This window comes from Arthrobacter sp. efr-133-TYG-120 (assembly GCF_030209785.1).
GTDB lineage: Bacteria > Actinomycetota > Actinomycetes > Actinomycetales > Micrococcaceae > Arthrobacter.
Map to the genome: position 1 here is coordinate 293976 of NZ_JARVRI010000014.1, position 18091 is coordinate 312066.

At 64.9% G+C, this 18091-nt stretch carries 16 protein-coding genes; 12 read left to right on the forward strand and 4 right to left on the reverse strand.

Going from position 1 to position 18091, the window contains the following annotated elements; translation table 11 throughout:
• Positions 1-91 precede the first annotated feature (91 nt).
• The 8 genes from QRN51_RS09625 (at position 92) to QRN51_RS09660 (ending at position 9156) form a co-directional block, all read left to right on the forward strand.
• On the forward strand, positions 92-496 hold the full coding sequence (locus QRN51_RS09625; RefSeq protein ID WP_284989732.1) for a tautomerase family protein: 405 nt from the start codon (positions 92-94) through the stop codon (positions 494-496).
• Positions 497-705: 209 nt separating this feature from the next.
• Positions 706-1731, forward strand: coding sequence for a 5-dehydro-2-deoxygluconokinase (gene iolC, locus QRN51_RS09630; protein WP_284989646.1), 1026 nt, complete (start codon positions 706-708; stop codon positions 1729-1731).
• The gene (locus QRN51_RS09635) at positions 1728-2657 is read left to right on the forward strand and encodes a Cgl0159 family (beta/alpha)8-fold protein (protein ID WP_284989647.1); all 930 of its coding nucleotides are present in this window, start codon (positions 1728-1730) and stop codon (positions 2655-2657) included. The genes iolC and QRN51_RS09635 overlap by 4 nt, the downstream gene beginning before the upstream one ends.
• Positions 2658-2677: 20 nt before the next feature.
• Complete coding sequence (iolD, locus tag QRN51_RS09640; RefSeq protein WP_284989733.1) at positions 2678-4606, forward strand: 3D-(3,5/4)-trihydroxycyclohexane-1,2-dione acylhydrolase (decyclizing); 1929 nt, start codon at positions 2678-2680, stop codon at positions 4604-4606.
• Between the two features lie 61 nt (positions 4607-4667).
• Positions 4668-6179 carry a CoA-acylating methylmalonate-semialdehyde dehydrogenase gene (locus QRN51_RS09645; RefSeq protein WP_284989648.1) on the forward strand — a complete coding sequence of 504 codons (1512 nt, stop codon included), beginning with the start codon at positions 4668-4670 and terminating at the stop codon, positions 6177-6179.
• A 132-nt stretch (positions 6180-6311) separates the two neighbouring features.
• Positions 6312-7223, forward strand: a complete 912-nt coding sequence (locus QRN51_RS09650) for a sugar phosphate isomerase/epimerase family protein (RefSeq protein WP_284989649.1) — start codon at positions 6312-6314, stop codon at positions 7221-7223.
• A gap of 38 nt (positions 7224-7261) precedes the next feature.
• Positions 7262-8275, forward strand: coding sequence for a Gfo/Idh/MocA family protein (locus tag QRN51_RS09655; RefSeq protein ID WP_284989650.1), 1014 nt, complete (start codon positions 7262-7264; stop codon positions 8273-8275).
• Positions 8276-8283: 8 nt separating this feature from the next.
• On the forward strand, positions 8284-9156 hold the full coding sequence (locus QRN51_RS09660; protein WP_284989651.1) for a sugar phosphate isomerase/epimerase family protein: 873 nt from the start codon (positions 8284-8286) through the stop codon (positions 9154-9156).
• A gap of 22 nt (positions 9157-9178) precedes the next feature.
• Here QRN51_RS09660 and QRN51_RS09665 read toward each other — a convergent pair whose 3' ends face one another.
• The 4 genes from QRN51_RS09665 to QRN51_RS09680 all read right to left on the reverse strand — a co-directional run bounded on the left by QRN51_RS09665 (position 9179) and on the right by QRN51_RS09680 (position 13576).
• Positions 9179-10837: a SulP family inorganic anion transporter gene (locus QRN51_RS09665; RefSeq protein ID WP_284989652.1), complete on the reverse strand. Its 1659-nt coding sequence runs from the start codon at positions 10835-10837 to the stop codon at positions 9179-9181.
• Complete coding sequence (locus QRN51_RS09670) at positions 10834-11214, reverse strand: ArsR/SmtB family transcription factor (protein ID WP_284989653.1); 381 nt, start codon at positions 11212-11214, stop codon at positions 10834-10836. Before QRN51_RS09670 ends, QRN51_RS09665 begins: the two co-directional genes overlap by 4 nt.
• A 167-nt stretch (positions 11215-11381) precedes the next feature.
• Entirely contained in the window at positions 11382-12401 is a 1020-nt protein-coding gene (locus QRN51_RS09675) for a sugar phosphate isomerase/epimerase family protein (protein WP_284989654.1), read from the reverse strand.
• On the reverse strand, positions 12398-13576 hold the full coding sequence (locus QRN51_RS09680; protein WP_284989655.1) for a Gfo/Idh/MocA family protein: 1179 nt from the start codon (positions 13574-13576) through the stop codon (positions 12398-12400). The genes QRN51_RS09675 and QRN51_RS09680 overlap by 4 nt, the downstream gene beginning before the upstream one ends.
• Before the next feature lie 155 nt (positions 13577-13731).
• Between QRN51_RS09680 and QRN51_RS09685 the strand changes: the two genes are divergently transcribed.
• The 4 genes from QRN51_RS09685 to QRN51_RS09700 all read left to right on the forward strand — a co-directional run bounded on the left by QRN51_RS09685 (position 13732) and on the right by QRN51_RS09700 (position 18001).
• Positions 13732-14742 (forward strand): LacI family DNA-binding transcriptional regulator, encoded by a 1011-nt coding sequence (locus tag QRN51_RS09685; RefSeq protein WP_284989656.1) that lies wholly within the window; start codon positions 13732-13734, stop codon positions 14740-14742.
• Between the two features lie 171 nt (positions 14743-14913).
• Complete coding sequence (locus tag QRN51_RS09690; RefSeq protein WP_284989657.1) at positions 14914-15909, forward strand: substrate-binding domain-containing protein; 996 nt, start codon at positions 14914-14916, stop codon at positions 15907-15909.
• A 64-nt stretch (positions 15910-15973) separates the two neighbouring features.
• Positions 15974-17032 (forward strand): ABC transporter permease, encoded by a 1059-nt coding sequence (locus tag QRN51_RS09695; protein WP_284989658.1) that lies wholly within the window; start codon positions 15974-15976, stop codon positions 17030-17032.
• A gap of 15 nt (positions 17033-17047) precedes the next feature.
• A complete protein-coding gene (locus tag QRN51_RS09700; RefSeq protein WP_284989659.1) occupies positions 17048-18001 on the forward strand; it encodes an ATP-binding cassette domain-containing protein in 954 nt (317 codons plus the stop codon).
• The last annotated feature ends 90 nt before the right edge of the window (positions 18002-18091 follow it).

Below are 18091 nucleotides of genomic sequence, written 5' to 3' on the forward strand. Positions count from 1 at the left end.
GTCGGTGGGGAGGGGTGTCATTGTCGCTAGAGCTTGTGGCGCGATTCGATAGTTTGTTAGTATGTCAGGACAAACTATCGAAGGAGAGCAGATGCCCCTCGTCCGCATTGACGTCAACGAAGGCCGTACGCCGGAGCAGCTCGGTGAACTCAGTAAGCGAATCCACGACGCCATCCTCGCCGAGTACGGCATCCCCGAGCGCGACTACTTCCACATCATCACCGAGCATCCCGTGGGTCAGATCGTTGCGCAGGATGCCGGACTCGGCTTCGAGCGAAGTTCCGGCGTGGTCATGATCCAGATCTTCACCCAGGTCGGTCGAAGTCGCGAAGCCAAGCAGTCCTTGTTCGCTGCCATCGCCGCCCAGCTCGGCGAGATCGGCGTCCCTGGGGAGGATGTCTTCCTGGGGTACGTCGAAAACACTGCCGATGACTGGTCCTTTGGCTTCGGCAGGGCCCAGTATGTCACCGGCGAACTTGCCGTTCCCGCGCGGTAACTCAGTGTTTTGGAGCGGACTCAAGCCCACATCACCGCGTAATTTAGGCCATTACGTTTCGTTGTAAATATGTCAGTACAAACCTTTGACAGGACATGAATTCTGGTGCAAAGTAGTGGTTGTGGCCCCGCTCACTGCGGGCCGGCAAAAGCACTGGAGCTCTCACCGTCCCGCAAGAAGAGTTCACTACAGAAAGGTCCGCGATCACCGTGACCCACGAACTGCTCACCATCGGGCGCATCAGCGTTGATATCTACCCGAACGACATCGGTGTGGGACTGGAGGATGTGCAGTCCTTCGGCAAGTATCTTGGCGGCTCGCCCTCCAACGTGGCTGTTGCCGCTGCCCGCCACGGCCGCTGTTCCGGCGTGATTACGCGCACCGGTGATGACCCCTTCGGCATTTACCTGCACCGCGAACTGCGCAAGTTCAAGGTCGACGACGTGTTCGTCACCCCGGTGCCGGGCCTTCAGACCCCGGCCACGTTCTGCGCGATCCAGCCTCCGCACGATTTCCCGCTCTACTTCTACGGCCGTTTCCCGACGGCGCCGGACCTGCAGATCAAGGCCGAGGAACTGGACCTGGAGGCCATCAAGGACGCCGGCATCTTCTGGTCCACCGTGACCGGTCTCTGCCAGGAACCGAGCCGCTCGGCCCACCTCGCGGCCCACGAAGCGCGCCCCCGCACCGGACTCAAAGAGGGCCAATACACCATCCTGGACCTGGACTACCGGCCGATGTTCTGGGCTTCCGAGGACGAGGCCCGGGCCGAGGTCGCCAAGATCCTGCCGCACGTCACGGTGGCCATCGGCAATGACAAGGAATGCGCTGTCGCCGTAGGTGAAGGAACCCCGGACGAGCAGGCTGATCGCCTCCTCGCGGCCGGCGTCGAGATCGCGGTCGTCAAGCTCGGCCCCGAAGGCGTCATGGCCAAGACCCGTACCGAACGCGTCGTTTCCGCGCCGGTCCCGGTGGAGACCGTCAACGGCCTGGGCGCGGGCGACTCCTTCGGCGGGGCCTTCTGCCACGGATTGTTGTCCGGCTGGCCTTTGGCCCAGGTCCTGGACTACGCGAACGCCGCCGGCGCGATTGTCGCCTCACGCCTCTCGTGCGCGGACGCGATGCCGACGCCGGAGGAGGTCACCTCGTTGCTCGCCGAACGCGGCCGCCTGACGCCCGCCGGCACCGACGCAGCAGCTTCCCACGCGCCAGTTTCCGAAGGAGCAACACGTTGAGCTTCAATGACGACCCCCGCCGTTACGAGCACCTGAGTGCCATCCGGCTTGAAGATCCCGACGCCGTTGCCCGCGCCGCCGCCGCACGTCGCCGCCACCCGGGGCTGAAGTACGGGACCCAGAACTTCATCGTCGCGGCCGACCACCCGGCCCGCGGCGCGCTGAGCGTCGGCTCGGATCCGACAGCGATGGCTGACCGCCGGACTCTGCTGGACCGCTTGCAGATCGCTTTGGCGAATCCCGCCGTCGACGGTGTGCTCGCGAGCCCGGACATCATGGACGACCTGCTCCTGCTGGGGGCACTTGAGGGCAAGCTTGTCTTCGGTTCGATGAACCGAGGCGGGCTGGCCGGGCTGGTCAACGAGATCGACGACCGTTTCACGGGCCATACCGCAGCGGCCCTTGACGCCCTGGGCGCCGACGGCGGGAAGATGCTGACCCGGATCTGCCTCGGGGATCCGGACACCGCCAACATCCTGGAAGCCACGGCCAAGGCGGTGGACTCCCTCGCCGCGCGCAAGCTGATCGCCATGGTGGAGCCGTTCCTGTCTGTCCGGGAGGCGAACGGCAGGGTCCGCAACGACCTTTCCCCGGATGCCGTGATCAAGTCGATCGCGATTGCCGAAGGACTGGGCTCGACGAGCGCCTACACGTGGATGAAGCTGCCTGTCGTGGCGGAGATGGAACGGGTCATGGCGGCCACCACGCTGCCCACGGTCCTGTTGGGTGGGGACCCGGATGCGGGCCAGGACGAGGTCTTCGCCAGCTGGCAGGCCGCCCTTGCCCTGCCGGGAGTCCAGGGATTGACTGTGGGACGGACCCTTTTGTATCCGGCCGACGGGGACGTGGCCGGGGCCGTTGCCACCGCCGCCTCGCTCTTGAAGACGCCAGAGCTGCTGAAGACACCTGCGAAAGTATCGGAGTAAGAGTAATGTCAACGCGCAGAATGACGGTCGCCCAGGCGGTTGTCGAGTTCCTGTCCAAGCAGTACACGGTGGACACCGTCGGCGGGAGCGAGTACCGGGAACGCCTGATCCCGGGCACCTTCGGGATCTTCGGACACGGCAACGTCGCCGGTGTGGGGCAGGCCCTCAAGCAGTACCAGCAGCTCGATCCGAGCATCATGCCGTATTACCAGGGCCGCAACGAGCAAGCCCAGGCGCACCAGGCTGTCGGCTACGCCCGGCACACCCGCCGCCGCCAGACGTTCGCGATCAGCACCTCGATCGGCCCGGGTTCCTCGAACCTGCTGACCGGCGCGGCGCTGGCCACCACCAACCGGCTGCCTGTCCTGCTTCTGCCGTCCGACACCTTCGCCACCCGGGCCGCGGACCCGGTGCTGCAGCAGCTCGAGCTGCCGTACGCCTACGACATCACGGTCAACGACGCCTTCCGTCCGCTGTCCAAGTTCTTCGACCGGGTGTCCCGGCCCGAGCAGTTGTTCTCGGCCTTCCACCACGGCCTGCGCGTCCTGACGGACCCGGCCGAGACCGGCGCGGTCATCATTTCGCTGCCGCAGGACGTCCAGGCCGAAGCCTTGGATGTCCCGGAGGAATTCCTCGCCGAGCGTGAGTGGCGGATCCGCCGCCCCGAGGCCGACGACGACGACATCCGCCGCGCCGCCGAGGCCATCCGTGCCGCGAAGCGCCCTTTGATCATTGCCGGCGGCGGCGTCCTGTACGCCTTCGCGAACGAGGAACTCGCCACGTTCGCCGAACTGACCGGAATCCCGGTGGGCAACACCCAGGCCGGCGTCGGCGTCCTTCCGTGGGACCACAAGTTCTCGCTCGGAGCCATCGGCTCCACGGGCACGACGGCGGCGAACGCCATCGCGGCCGAAGCTGACTTGATCATCGGCATCGGTACCCGTTACGAGGACTTCACGACGGCGTCGCGCACTGCTTTCCAGAACCCCGACGTGAAGTTCGTCAACATCAACGTGGCCGCGATCGACGCGTACAAGCACGGCACCGTACTGCCGATCGTCGCCGATGCCCGCAAGGCCCTCGTCAAGCTCAACGCAGCCCTCGGCGGCTACCGTGTCGGCGCGGACCTCGAGCAAACGATCGCGGCCGAGAAGAAGCGCTGGAACGGCATCGTGGATGAAGCCTTCGATACCCGGCACACCCCGCTGCCGGCCCAGAACGAGATCATCGGCGCCACCAACCGGGCCATGGATGAGCAGGACGTCGTCATCTGCGCCGCCGGCTCCCTGCCGGGCGACCTGCACAAGATGTGGCGTGTCCGGGATCCGTTCGGTTACCACGTCGAATATGCCTACTCGTGCATGGGTTACGAGATCCCCGGCGGCTTGGGCGTCAAGCGCGCGGCCCTGGCCGAGGCCGCTGCAGGCGGCAAGGATCGCGACGTCGTGGTCATGGTGGGGGACGGTTCCTACTTAATGATGCACACCGAACTGGTCACCGCCGTCGCCGAACGCATCAAACTGATCGTGGTCCTTATCCAGAACCACGGCTACGCCTCGATCGGCTCGCTTTCCGAGTCGCTGGGCTCGCAGCGCTTCGGCACCCAGTACCGCGTCCTGGACAAGGAACAACACTCCTTCGACGCCGGCGAGAACCTGCCCATCGACCTGGCCCTCAACGCCGAGTCCCTCGGCGCGAAAGTCATCCGGATCGAACCGGGGGAGAAGGTCATTGCCGAACTGGAACAAGCCATCCGCGACGCGAAAGCGGCACCGGAAGACACCGGACCGATCGTGATCCACGTCGAATCGGACCCCCTGCTGGATGCCCCGAGCTCCGAATCCTGGTGGGACGTTCCCGTTTCGCAGGTCTCCGAACTCGAATCCACCCAGCAGGCCTACCAGACGTACACAGACCACAAGAACCGCCAGCGCAAGCTGCTCGGCTAGACCCCCTCAAGCTCGCTTCAAGCCACAGACCTCTTCAAGCACCAGACAAGGAAGTCCGCACATGTCGACGACGACCACCCTGACCACCATCAAGCATTTCATCAACGGTGTTGAAACCGCCGGGGCCGGCGACCGCAGCCAGCCGGTCTACAACCCGGCCACCGGGGCCGTGACCGCCCAGCTTCGGCTCGCGAACCGGGCGGACCTGGACGCCACCGTTGCCGCAGCCAAGGCCGCGGCCGAGAAGTGGGGCGATTTCTCCTTGGCCAAGCGCACGGCCGTGCTGTTCACGTTCCGCGAACTCGTGGCTGCCCACGTGGACGAGCTCGCCGCTCTGGTCACGGCCGAGCACGGCAAGGTCATCTCCGACGCGAAGGGCGAGATCGGCCGGGGCCTCGAAGTGATCGAGTTCGCCTGCGGTATCCCGACCCTGCTCAAGGGCGACTACTCGGACCAGGTCTCCACCGGCATCGACGTGTTCTCCTTCCGCGAGCCCCTCGGCGTCGTCGCCGGCATCACCCCGTTCAACTTCCCCGTCATGGTGCCGCTCTGGATGGCGCCGATGGCGATCGCCACCGGCAACGCCTTCATCCTCAAGCCCTCCGAACGCGACCCGTCCGCCTCGATGTTGCTCGCGAAGCTGTGGAAGCAGGCCGGGCTGCCCGACGGCGTGTTCCAGGTCCTGCACGGGGACAAGGAAACCGTCGACGGGCTCCTGACCCACCCGGACGTGGACGGCATCTCCTTCGTCGGCTCCACCCCGATCGCGAAGTACGTCCACGAAACCGCCACCCGGCACGGCAAACGGGTCCAGGCCCTGGGCGGGGCGAAGAACCACGCGATCATCATGCCCGACGCCGACCTGGACAACGCCGCGGACCACCTGGCCGCCGCCGCGTTCGGGTCCGCCGGGGAACGCTGCATGGCCATCTCGGTCGCGGTCGCCGTCGGCGATGCCGCGGAGCTGCTGGTCAAGAAGGTCGAGGAACGCGCCCTGGCCGTGAAGGTCAAGAACGGCACCGAGCCCGACGCCGAAATGGGCCCGGTCATCACCCCCGCCTCCAAGGAACGCATCGTGCGGATCGTCACCGAAGCCGAAGCCGCCGGCGCGGCGATGGTCGTGGACGGGCGAGATCTCGTGGTCTCCGGCCACGAAGAAGGCTTCTGGGTCGGCCCCACCGTGATCGACCACGTCAAGACCGAAATGACCGCATACACGGAGGAAATCTTCGGACCCGTCCTCGTCGTCGTCCGCGTCGAGGACCTCGATGAAGGCATCAAGCTGATCAACTCCAACCCCTACGGCAACGGCACCGCGATCTTCACCTCCTCCGGCGCCAACGCCCGCACGTTCCAGCGCTCCGTCACCGTGGGCATGGTCGGCATCAACGTGCCCCTGCCGGTACCCGTGGCCTACCACTCCTTCGGCGGCTGGAAAGCCTCGCTCTTCGGCGACAAGCACATCTACGGACCCGAAGGCGTCTCCTTCTACACCCGCGGCAAGGTCATCACCTCCCGCTGGCCCGAACCCACCCACGCCTCCGGCGCCTCCTACAACTTCCCCTCCAACTAGTCGCCACCCGCTGACCTCTCCCACCCAACTGACTCGCAATAGATGTCGTTTTGGGCCCTCATAACGACAACAAATGCGAGTTAGTTGGGCTGCGGCCCCCGGTGGGGAGCAATCAACGTTAAGGATTGAGCAATGACAGAGAACAAACTCATCATCGGCACGGCCCCGGACTCCTGGGGCGTCTGGTTCGCGGATGACCCCAAGCAGACCCCGTGGGAACGCTTCCTGGACGAAGTGGCCGAGTCCGGCTACAAGTGGATCGAGCTGGGCCCCTACGGATACTTGCCGAACGACCCTGCCCGCCTCGCCGAGGAGCTCAAGCAGCGTGACCTCAAGGTCACGGCGGGAACGGTCTTCACGGCCTTCCATCGCGGTGCCGCACAGTACGAGGAAGCCTGGGAGCCGGCACGCAAGGTGGCTGAGCTGACTGCAGCCATGGGCGGCGAACACATCGTGGTCATTCCGGCGATGTGGCGCGACGACGTCACCGGCGAGGCCGTGGAGAGCGGGGAGCTGTCCCAGGATCAGTGGAACGATCTGTTCGCCGGCCACAACCGCATGGGCAAGGTGTTGCTGGAAGACTTCGGCCTCAAGCAGCAATTCCACTCCCACGCAGATTCCCACGTCGGCGCCCAGTCGGATATCGAGCACCTGCTCGCCGAGACCGATCCCCAGTACCTGAACCTGTGCCTGGACACCGGGCACGCGGAATACTGCGGAGCCTCCAGCCTGGAACTGATCAAGAATTACCCGGACCGCATCGGCTACTTGCACCTGAAGCAGATCAACCCGGATGTCCTGAAGAAGGTCAATGAGGAAAACATGACCTGGGCGGCAGCAAACCTGGCCGGCGTCATGACCGAACCGCCGAACGGACTGCCGGATCTTCGCGCCGTCATCGAAGCCGTTGAAGGACTTAACCGCCCGATCTTTGGCATTGTGGAACAGGACATGTACCCCGTGGCCTTCGACGTCCCGATGCCCATCGCCAAGCGCACCCGAAACTACCTGCTCTCGTGCGGCTCCCGCACGGTTGTCAACTAACGCTGCCTCTCAAGCACAAACAACCAAGGACAGAAACAATGACTGACATTCTCCGCGTGGCCGTCATCGGCGCAGGCCGCATGGGCGCCGACCACATCAAGCGGCTCAGCACCCGCATCCACGGCGCCGAGGTGGCCGCCGTCGTCGACGTCGACCTCGCCCGTGCGCAGGCCGCCATCGCAGGGATCGACGGCGCCGTCGCCCTCGCCAGCGCCGATGATGCCCTCAACAACGGCGACGTCAACGCCGTGCTGATCGCGACGCCCGGTTTCCTGCACGAGGAAATCCTGTACAAGGCACTGGAGAAGGACTTCCCGATCCTCTGCGAGAAGCCGCTCACCCCGGATGCCGAAAGCGCTTGGAAGGTTGTCCAGGCCGAAACGGCAACCGGCCACAAGCGCATCCAGGTGGGCTTCATGCGCCGCTTCGACGCCGAATACGCCGCCTTGGGTTCCGTGATCCGCGATCGTGAACTCGGCGAGCTGCTCATGCTCCACCACCAGCACCGCAACCCGGACACTCCTCAGGGCTTCACCAACGAGATGCTCATCAACGACTCCGTGGTCCACGAATTCGATGCCATCCGCTTCTTCACCGGTGAGGAAATCACCTCCGTGCAGGTCCGCCTGGGCAAGGCGACGCGCAACGCCCCGAACGGCCAGCACGACCCGCAGCACGTCCTGATCGAGACGGAGTCCGGTGTCCTGGCCGACGTCGAAATTTACGTGAACGCCAAGTTCGGCTACGAAGTCGCCACCCAGGCGTCCTTCGAGGACGGCATTGTGAGCATCGGTGGCGACGGCGGTCCTTACGTCCGCAGCGCCGGCCGCTGGGGCGGCAAGGTCACGCCAGGTTTCGAAGAGCGTTTCGGTGCCGCGTACGACGTCGAGGTCCAGGCTTGGGTTGACGCCGCCCGCCGCGGCGAAATCGGCGGCCCCACCGCCTGGGACGGCTATGCCACCGCTGCGTGCTGCGAAGCCGGCGTTGAGGCCCAGAAGTCGGGCGAGAAGGTCGCGGTACAGCTCAACACCAAGCCTGAGCTGTACAAGTAGGAGTGGCCATGAAGATTGCCCTCGATCCCACCCCGTTCCACCACAGCCACGGCCTGCTGGAGTTTCCGCGGCTGGCCGCCGATCTCGGGTATAACTACCTCCAGCTGACCCCGCACGCGGACTTCATCCCGTTCTTCAACCACCCGAAGGCCGACGACGAATTGGTCGGCCAGCTGAAGAAAGCCTGCAAGGACGCCGACGTCGAGATCGCCTCGGTGCTCCCGGTGCTGCGCTGGTCCGGACCGGACGAAGACGCCCGCGAGGCCGCTGTCCGTTACTGGAAGCGCGCCATCCAGATCACGGTCGATCTTGGCGTGCAGACGATGAATACCGAATTCAGCGGCCGCCCGGAAAAGGCGGAGGAGTCCGAAAGGGCCTTCTACCGTTCCATGGAAGAGCTGCTGCCGATTATCGAGCGCGAAGGCCTGGACGTCCTCATCGACCCGCACCCGGACGACTTCGTGGAGGACGGACTCGCCGCGCTGCGTGTCATCCGTGGCGTGAATTCGCCCAACATCGGCATGGTCTACGTTGCCTCCCACACGTTTCACATGGGCAACAAGCCGCTCGACATCATGCGGGCCGCGGGGGACAAGCTGCGCTTGGTCCACGTGTCCGACACCATGGACCACCACGCCTCCCACGGGCTGCGCTACATCACCAACCCGCCGGGAAACGCCGTGCGCGTCCACCAGCACCTCAAGATCGGCGACGGCGACGTCAACTGGGACGAGTTCTTCGGCGGACTCAAGGAAATCGGCTTCCTGGACAAGGACAACACCGTCATGGTGTCCAGCGTCTTCGCCGAGGACGACAACGCCAACGAGGTGTCCCGCTACCAGCTGGAAACCATGGGCAAATACATCGCGAAGGTCCAATAAGGGCGGCCGCGGCTGGACCGGTTTACGGGGTCTTGCCGGGGTTGCGTGCGCTGGCGGCGCGGGCGACGTGGCTTCGGGCGTGTTCGACGGCTGGGCCCAGTTCGGTGAAGAGGTGTTTGTGGTGGCGAAGGGAGTCCAGGACCCCCACCTGGGTGACGAGCCGAAGGTGGCGTTCCTGGATCCCTTTGATCAGCACGGTGATTCCGCGGCGTTCCAGGGCCTGGACGATGTCTGTGATGGTTCTGGCACCGGTTGCGTCCAGGATCTGCAGCTGCGACATGCGGATGATCACGACGTCGACGTTCCGGATGGCGCTGACCCGCTCCAGGACGCGCTCGGCAGCGGCGAAGAATAGTGCCCCGTCGAGCCGGAACACGGCGATGTGCTCGTCCCCTTCGTGGACCGGGCCGGGGATTTCTTCCCGGTGCACACCGCTGGACCGGACCAAAGCACGCAAGGCGAAGAATGCAGCGACGGCGATCCCGATCTCCACGGCCTCGATCAGGTCGAAGGAAACGGTGATCAGTGCGGTGACGAAGAACACGACCGTGTCGGCGCGGGTCGATCCGATCACGCTGCGCAGCGTCTTGAGGGAGACCATGCGAGTCGCGGTGACCATCAGGACCCCGGCCAAGGCAGCAAGGGGGATGCGGGAAACCGGGCCGGTGGCCAGGTACACCACGGCAAGCAGGACCAGCGCATGGGTAATGGCGGCAAGGCGTGTCCGGCCCCCGGAACGAATGTTGACCGCTGTGCGGGCGATGGCACCAGTGGCCGGCATGCCGCCGAAGAATCCGGACGCGACGGACGCGAGGCCCTGGCCCAGGAGCTCACGGTCCGCGTCATAGGGGCCGGTATCGGAGATCGACGCCCCGACCCGTGCCGAGAGCAGCGACTCGATCGCGGCCAGGGCTGCGATCGTAGCCGCGGACCCGGCCAGCGCGGTGATCGTCCCCAGGTCCAGGGAGGGGATCATCGGGGCCGGCAGGGAATCGGGCAGGGCTCCGATCCGGGTCACAGGCAGGTCGAGGAACTGCGCGGCCACAGTGGCAATGATGATCGCGATGAGCGAGCCCGGGATCCGGGGGTGGATCCGCGGTGACGCAATCATGATGACCGCCACCAGAGCCACAACGGCAACCGGCGCAAGGAACGAGGCAGGGGACACGGTGCCGATGGCCTGGACGGCAGAGATGACGGCGTTGCTGCTGGGTCCCGGCTTGGTGCCAAACGCGGCAGGGACCTGCTGAAGGAAGATGATCACCGCGATTCCGACGGTGAAGCCCTCGATCACCGGCCACGGTAGGAGCGTCACGACCCGCCCGAGTTTGAGTAGCCCGGCGGCCACCACTATCACCCCGGCAAGGACCGAGACCGCCGCCAGGGCACCGAGCCCGTGGGCCGCGATCACGGGGCCCAGAACCACGACCATGGCTCCGGTGGGTCCGGAGACCTGGATGTTGGAACCACCGAAGACGGCCGCGATCACGCCGGCGATCACCGCGGTGATCAATCCGCTGGCCGCACCCGCGCCGGAGCTGACACCGAATGCCAGGGCCAGCGGCAGCGCGACGATGCCGACCGTGACCCCGGCAACCAAGTCTCCTTTCCAGGTACCGGGCAATAGCGCGTAATCCTGCCGCCCGGGCAGCAAGGCGCGGACCGCGACCAGTAGCTTCACCGGGTGCTGGCCGCTGCGGCTGACGCGGATGCAGTCGCCTCTGAGGACTCAAGCTGCGCCCGGGTGGTGTGCAGAATGTCGTTGAGCAGCAGTCTGGCAACGGAGAGGAGTTCCGCAACCTGCGGGTAAGCGAGGGTGTAGAACATCTGCAGTGCCCGTCGCTCTCCCTTGACGAGGTGGTATCGGCGCAGCACCGACAGATGCTGGGACAGGTGCGAGGCCTCCAGGCCCGTTGCGGCCAGAAGCTCTGTCACCGACACTTCGGGCGCGGCCGACAGCAGCTCCAATACCCGGATCCTGACCGGGTGGGCCAGCCCCTTGAACAGATTGGCCTTCACCTCGTATAGCGGTGCCCGGAAATCCGCGAACTCTTCCATGATTGCCTCCCTGGCCCACACCACGAGTCTTTGCTTGACTATTTTATGGATTCATCATCCAGTGTAACAAGGGTGGGAATAGAGAGCACTGCAGGCCAACACAAGAGGGCCCCATCTCGGATGAGGCCCTCCTCTGTGGTTCGGTGAACCGGCTAGCGAGGAACCCCCTACGCCGTCACCTTCAGCGACGCTTCCAGCGCTGCGTCGGCATCCCGCAGGACCTTGGCTGCCACTTCGAGTCCTTCGATCCGGCCGAGGGAAGTGTCTTCGTGCTCGATGTTGACCAGCATGTTCGGGTCCACTTCATAGAGGGCACGCAGGAACTCGGTCCAGTAGGCGGTGTCGTGCCCGCGGCCGAGGGCAACGAAGTCCCACGCGGAGTTCTTGGGCCACTCGTTGGCCCATTCGTCGCCGCCGAGGTTGGTGCGGCTTTCCTCCGGGGAGAGCCGGCGGAAGCTGTTGTCGAGCACCCCGTAGAGGGCTGCGTTCGCGGTGTTGATGCGCACGTCTTTCGCGGCTGCCTGGAAGACCAGGGGTCCGAGTTCGCGGACCACGGCTACTGGATCCATCTGCTGCCAGAACAGGTGCGAGGCATCCAGTTCGACGCCGACGTGGGTGGCGCCCGTAAGCTCGATGAGCTTGTGGACATCTGCGGTGTTGAACACGATGTTCTGCGGGTGCAGCTCGAGGGCCACCTTGACGCCATGGTCCGCGGCCAGTCGGTCTGTCTCGCGCCAGAACTTCGCCGCGACGTCCCACTGGTAGTCCAGTACATCCAAGGCCGCCGAGTTCCAGGCATTGACCACCCAGTTCACTGTGGTGGCTCCCGGCTCTCCCCCGGGCAGGCCGGACATGGTCACTACCCGGTTCTGGCCGAGGCGCTCTGCAAGCCGGATGGTGCGGCGGATGTCCTCGGCATGCTTCTCGCCGATCTCGCGTTTGGGGTGCAAGGGGTTGCCGTTGCAGTTCAGTCCTGCGATCGCGACGCCGGTCCCCTCGAAGATCGCGAGGTAGTCGTCGCGGGCGGCATCCGAGACAAGAATGTCGTCGAAGGTGGGGACGTGGACCGCGGGGAGGAAGCCGCCGGTGTTGATCTCGATGCCCGTCAGACCCAGGTCCGCGATGACCTTCAAGGCCTCGGGAAGCGGCCTGTCGTGCAGGATTGCGTTGTAGACGCCGAGTTTCATAGCGTGATGGTCTTTCCGTTGTTGAGTGCGGATTCGGTGACGGCGCCGAGCAGTTCCATGTTGCGGACGCCTTCGTCGAACGTGGCGCAGCGGGGGAGTGACTCGGATTCCGGAAGTCCGGCGACCTCCTCGAGGAACGCCCGGGCCTGGTAACCGAAGGCGTCGTTCTGCCCGAAGCCCACTTCGGGGGCGTCCATGGCGAGGCCGCCGGCGATGTAGGGGTGGCCCGGGCCGAGGATGACCTGGCGGTAGCCGTTCTCGTTGCCGGAGCCATCGTTGAGGAAGAGCTGGATTTCGGAGGGGCGGCGCTGGTCGAACTTCGCCGCACCGTTTTCGCAGAACACTTCGAAGTTGAGGCTGTTGGCGTGGCCGGCTGCAACGCGGGACACTTCGAAGCTGCCCGCGCCGTTCTCGAATGCTGCGTTGAAAGCAGCGTAGTCGTCGTTCTCTACGGCCTCGAAGATGTCGCTGACAGCGGCGTGGTCGTGGCCCATGACCGCGCCAAGGGGCACAGGGCGCTTGTCGATGACGGTGCTCAGGCGACCGCCGCTGATGGACGTGATGTCGCCGCACAGGAACTCGGAGACGTAGGCCAGGTGGCTTCCGACGTCGGCCAGCGCACCGGAGCCGGGACCCCCCTTGTAGCGCCAGCTCATGGGAGCGGAAGGGCTGAAGCCGTAGTCGGTCCAGTAGCGGCCGCTGAAGTGCAGCACCTTGCCGAGGACGCCGGTGCGGATCAAGTCGCGGATGTAGGCGATGCCCGGTGTGCGGCGGAACGTGAAGCCGATGCGCGCGATGCTGGAAGCGTTGCGGGCTGCGTCCGCCATGGCCCGGGCGTCCTCGATCGAGTCGCTCAGCGGCTTCTCGCAGAGGACGTGCTTCCCTGCGGCCAGGAGTCCCTCGACCACCTCGCGGTGAAGGGAATTCGCGATGACGACACTCACGACGTCGATATCGTCCGCTTCCGCGATCGCCTGCCATAAGGTGTCATTGCGTTCGTAGCCGAAACGCCGGGCAGCGAGGGACCCGAACTCCGGGTTCACGTCCCCGATCGACACGAGGCGCACCGGCGGAAGCACGGGGCTATAAAGGGCAGACGCTGTGCGGTAGGCCGCCGCGTGTGCCTTGCCGGCCATTCCTGCGCCGATGACGGCGACCCCTAGGCTCTCAGCCATTGATTTCTCCTTCGAAATTCAGCCTGGGTGTCGAGCACACCGGGGCATTTTGGAGCGCTACAATTTAGCACTGGACTTACAGCGTAATCATGTGAGTATGTCCTGTCAATGTCTTGCGAATACCCTTGACAGCAGAGGAGAAAGGTTCCCGAACCATGAGTGCCAGCAGTCCAAAAACCCGCCGCCCCACCATCTACGACGTTGCCAAGCTAGCCGGCGTCTCGCCGTCGTTGGTGTCCTTGGTCCTCCAAGCGCCGGCGAGGGTCAGTGACAAGCGCCGCGAAGCCGTCCAGGCCGCAATATCGGAGTTGGGCTACCGGCCCAGCCGGGCCGCGACCACCCTCGCGAGCAATCGGACCAAGAGCATCGGCCTGGTGATCGACGACTACCGGAACCTCTGGTTCGTGGACCTGCTGAGGGGCATGGAATCCGTCCTCTCCGATCTCGGATACCACGTCATGCTGGCCGACTCCCGGCCCGGCGAGCACCGCATCAAAGAAGCCACGGACGGCCTCCTCGCCATGCACATTGATGCGCTGGTGATCGCGGCGGAACCGAGCGAGCCTATGCTGGCGCGGACCTGGGTACCCACGGTGGTGGCCGGATGGCGCATGGGGGTGCCGAGCGGCGCCGACCTCATTACCAACGACGACGACGGCGGAGGCGGCCTGGCCGCGAGCCACTTGCTGGAGCTGGGCCATACCCGCATCGGCCATCTCTCAGGGTTCGACGGCGCGTCAGCCCATCGGCGCGCCGGTTTCCGGCGGCGGATCCAGGAGGCCGGCGTCGACCTCCTGATTGCCGAGTCCCAAGGTACTTCGGAGGAAGATGGCTATGCCGCAGCCTCCTGGCTCCTGGACCACCATCCGGACACCACCGCGATCTTCGCGGCCAATGACACCATGGCCGTGGGCGCCTTTGCCGTCCTCAAGGCCAGGGGCCTTCGCGTGCCCAACGACATTTCTGTGATCGGCTACGACAATTCCCCGCTGGCCAAGTCGAGGTACTTGGACATCACTTCCGTCGACAACCGAAGCGACGTTGTCGGCATTAATGCTGCGCACAGGCTGCTCGCCAGGATTGAAGACCCCGCCATCAAGCCCGAGCGCACCCTGATTGATCCCGTCCTGGTGGTGCGAAGCACCACGTCTCGGCCCGCCCCGTAGCCCCGATCTGAACGGTGTTCCCCGGGAGATCACGTGACCATCTCACGTAAAAACATCCTAATGTCAGGACAAAGTATTGACATCTGTGAGGCGAGTCACCATGATCTGTGTAGAGGGCTTTGAGCTCCTGCAGAGTGGCAGGGCCACAACCCCAATCAAAGGAGATAAATCGTGAAGAAGTTTTCCTGGCGGAAGGCGGCACTCGTTGCGGCCGTCGTTCCGATGATGGCTCTAAGCGCTTGTTCCAGCACGGGCGGGAAGCCAGCTGACAGCGGTAACGCCGCCGGCGGCGGTCAAGCCGTCAGCACTCCGCGTATGAAAGTCGCCCTCATCACCCACGCGGCGGCAGGCGATACATTCTGGGATATCGTCCGTAAGGGCGCTGAGGAAGCGTCCGCGAAGGACAATGTTGACCTCCTGTACACAAGCGACCCCGAAGCTGGCCGCCAGGCCCAGCTCGTGCAGCAGGCTATCGACCAAAAGGTTGACGGCATAGCCGTCACGCTCGCCACGCCGGATGCCCTCAAGGACGTCCTTAAGAAAGCAACCGATGCCGGTATCCCCGTAGTGAGCCTCAACGCCGGCGAAGGCGTCTCGGCACAGCTCGGCGCGTTCACCCACTTCGGCTCGAACGAGAAGCTCGCTGGCGAGGCCGTCGGAACCAAGCTTGCATCGCAAGGCTTCAAACACCCGGTCTGCGTGATCCAGCAGCAAGGCCACGTTGGCCTTGAGGCACGGTGTGCCGGTGTCAAGGCGAAAGTGCCTGGAACGGAAATCCTTTACGTCGATGGCAAGGACATGACTGCGGTCCAGTCCACCGCCACTGCGAAGCTCCAGGCAGCCAAGGATGCAGATGTCATCATCGGCTTGGGCGCGCCGATCACCCTCACGCTCCTCAAGTCCGTCACGGACGCCAGCAGCTCTGCAAAGGTGGCCAGCTTCGACCTGAACGCGGACCTCGCCCAGAAAATCGTGGACGGCTCTGTGATCTTCACCGTGGACCAGCAGCCGTGGCTCCAGGGCTACATGTCCGTTGACTCCCTGTGGCAGGCCAAGCGCGGCGGCTTCAAGCTCGGCGGCGGCCAGCCCGTTCTGACCGGTCCCACCATCGTGGACAAGTCCAACGCTTCCGACGTCCTCAAATTCGCCCAGCAGGGCGTCCGCTAGATCCAGGATTCTGGCCGCGCGGCGGGTGACCGCCGCGCGGCCTGACCAACAAGGAGTTCTTCCTATGGCAAACACAGCAACCCTGCCGCCGGCACCGGCTTCGGCCCCCGGCGATGAGCGGATCGGACGCCGGAGCCCGGTCCAGAAGTTTCTGGGCAGGCCTGAAGTCGGCGCCCTCGTGGGGGCCGTTGTTCTCTTCATTTTCTTCGCTTCGGTGTCCCAGACGTTCACGCAGCCGAACGCGCTCGCGACCGTGCTGTATGGTTCTTCGACGATCGGGATCATGGCGGTGGGGGTGTCGCTGTTGATGATCGGCGGCGAGTTCGACCTCTCCACCGGTGTAGCCGTGATCTCCTCGGCACTGACTGCCTCGCTGTTCAGCTGGAACTTCTCGCTGAACGCGTGGGTCGGCGTCGTGCTGGCGCTCGTCGTTTCGCTCGGCATCGGTTTCATCAATGGCTGGATCCTGGTCAAGACGAAGCTGCCGTCCTTCATCGTGACGCTGGCGACGTTCCTGATGCTCACGGGCCTGAACCTGGCCCTGACCCGGCTGATCGGCGGGTCCGTGTCCTCGCCGTCGATTTCCAAGCTGGACGGGTTCGAGTCGGCGCATGCGGTGTTCGCGTCGTCGGTCAGCATCGGCGGGGTCGAGGTGAAGATCACGGTGTTCTTCTGGATCATCCTGGTCGCGATCGCGTCCTGGGTGCTGCTGCGCACGAAGGTGGGCAACTGGATCTTCGCCGCCGGCGGTGACGCGAACGCTGCCCGCGCCGTGGGTGTCCCGGTGACCAAGACCAAGATCGGCTTGTTCATGGCGGTGGGGTTCTGCGGCTGGGTCCTGGGCATGCACAACCTCTTCGCGTTCGACGCGGTGCAGTCCGGTGAGGGCGTGGGCAACGAGTTCCTGTACATCATTGCCGCGGTGATCGGCGGCTGCCTGCTCACCGGCGGTTACGGTTCCGCGGTGGGCGGGGCGATCGGTGCGTTCATCTTCGGGATGGCGAACAAGGGCATCGTGTACGCGCAGTGGAACCCGGACTGGTTCAAGTTCTTCCTGGGCCTGATGCTGCTGCTGGCCACCATCGTGAACCTCATCGTCAAACGCCGCGCAGAGCTCAAGTAGAAGGGGCGCAAGAGAATGAATGCCAAACAGATCGACCAGCAGACCCTGCTCCGGGATGAAAAGGACCCGCTGACCCACACCCCCGTGCACCTGCTCTCCCTGGACGCGGTGGGCAAGCACTACGGGAACATCATCGCCCTGCGGGACGTGACCATGGCCGTGGACAACGGTCGCGTCACCTGCGTGCTGGGGGACAACGGCGCGGGCAAGTCCACGCTGATCAAGATCATCGCCGGACTGCACCAGCACGACGCCGGGGTGCTGAAGATCATGGGGGAGGAGCGGAAGTTCAACTCCCCCCGCGACGCCCTGGACGCCGGCATCGCCACCGTGTACCAGGACCTGGCCGTGGTGCCGTTGATGCCGATCTGGCGGAACTTCTTCCTCGGCTCGGAACTGACCACCGGCTGGGGCCCGTTCAAGTCCATGGATGTCCAGAAGATGAAGGACATCACGCTCAAGGAACTGGCCCAGATGGGCATCGACCTGCGCGATGTCGAACAACCCATCGGCCAGCTCTCCGGCGGTGAACGCCAGTGCGTGGCGATCGCGAGGGCCGTGTACTTCGGGGCGAAGGTGCTGATCCTGGACGAACCCACCGCCGCGCTGGGCGTGAAGCAGTCCGGCGTCGTGCTCCGCTACATCCTGCAGGCCCGCGACCGCGGGCTGGGCGTCATTTTCATCACGCACAACCCGCACCACGCCTTCCCGGTCGGGGACCGTTTCCTGCTGCTCAAGCGCGGCAAGTCCATCGGCTACTACGACAAGAAGGACATCACCCTGGACGAACTCACCGCCCAGATGGCCGGCGGCGCGGAACTGGCCGAACTCGCCCACGAACTCGAACAACTCGGCGGACACACCCAGGCCCTCAAGGAAGTCCAAGCCGAAGTCGCCGGGGTATCCGAAGTGACCGACGTCGCGGGCGCAGCTGACAATTCAAGGGAAAGCAGCCCGCGGCACGCTTAGCGCGCGGGGAGACAGCGCGGACGGAGAGGGGGGTCCGCCGGAAAACCGGACGGGCCCCCGCTCGCCATGCCACTGCGGGAATGTGCACGA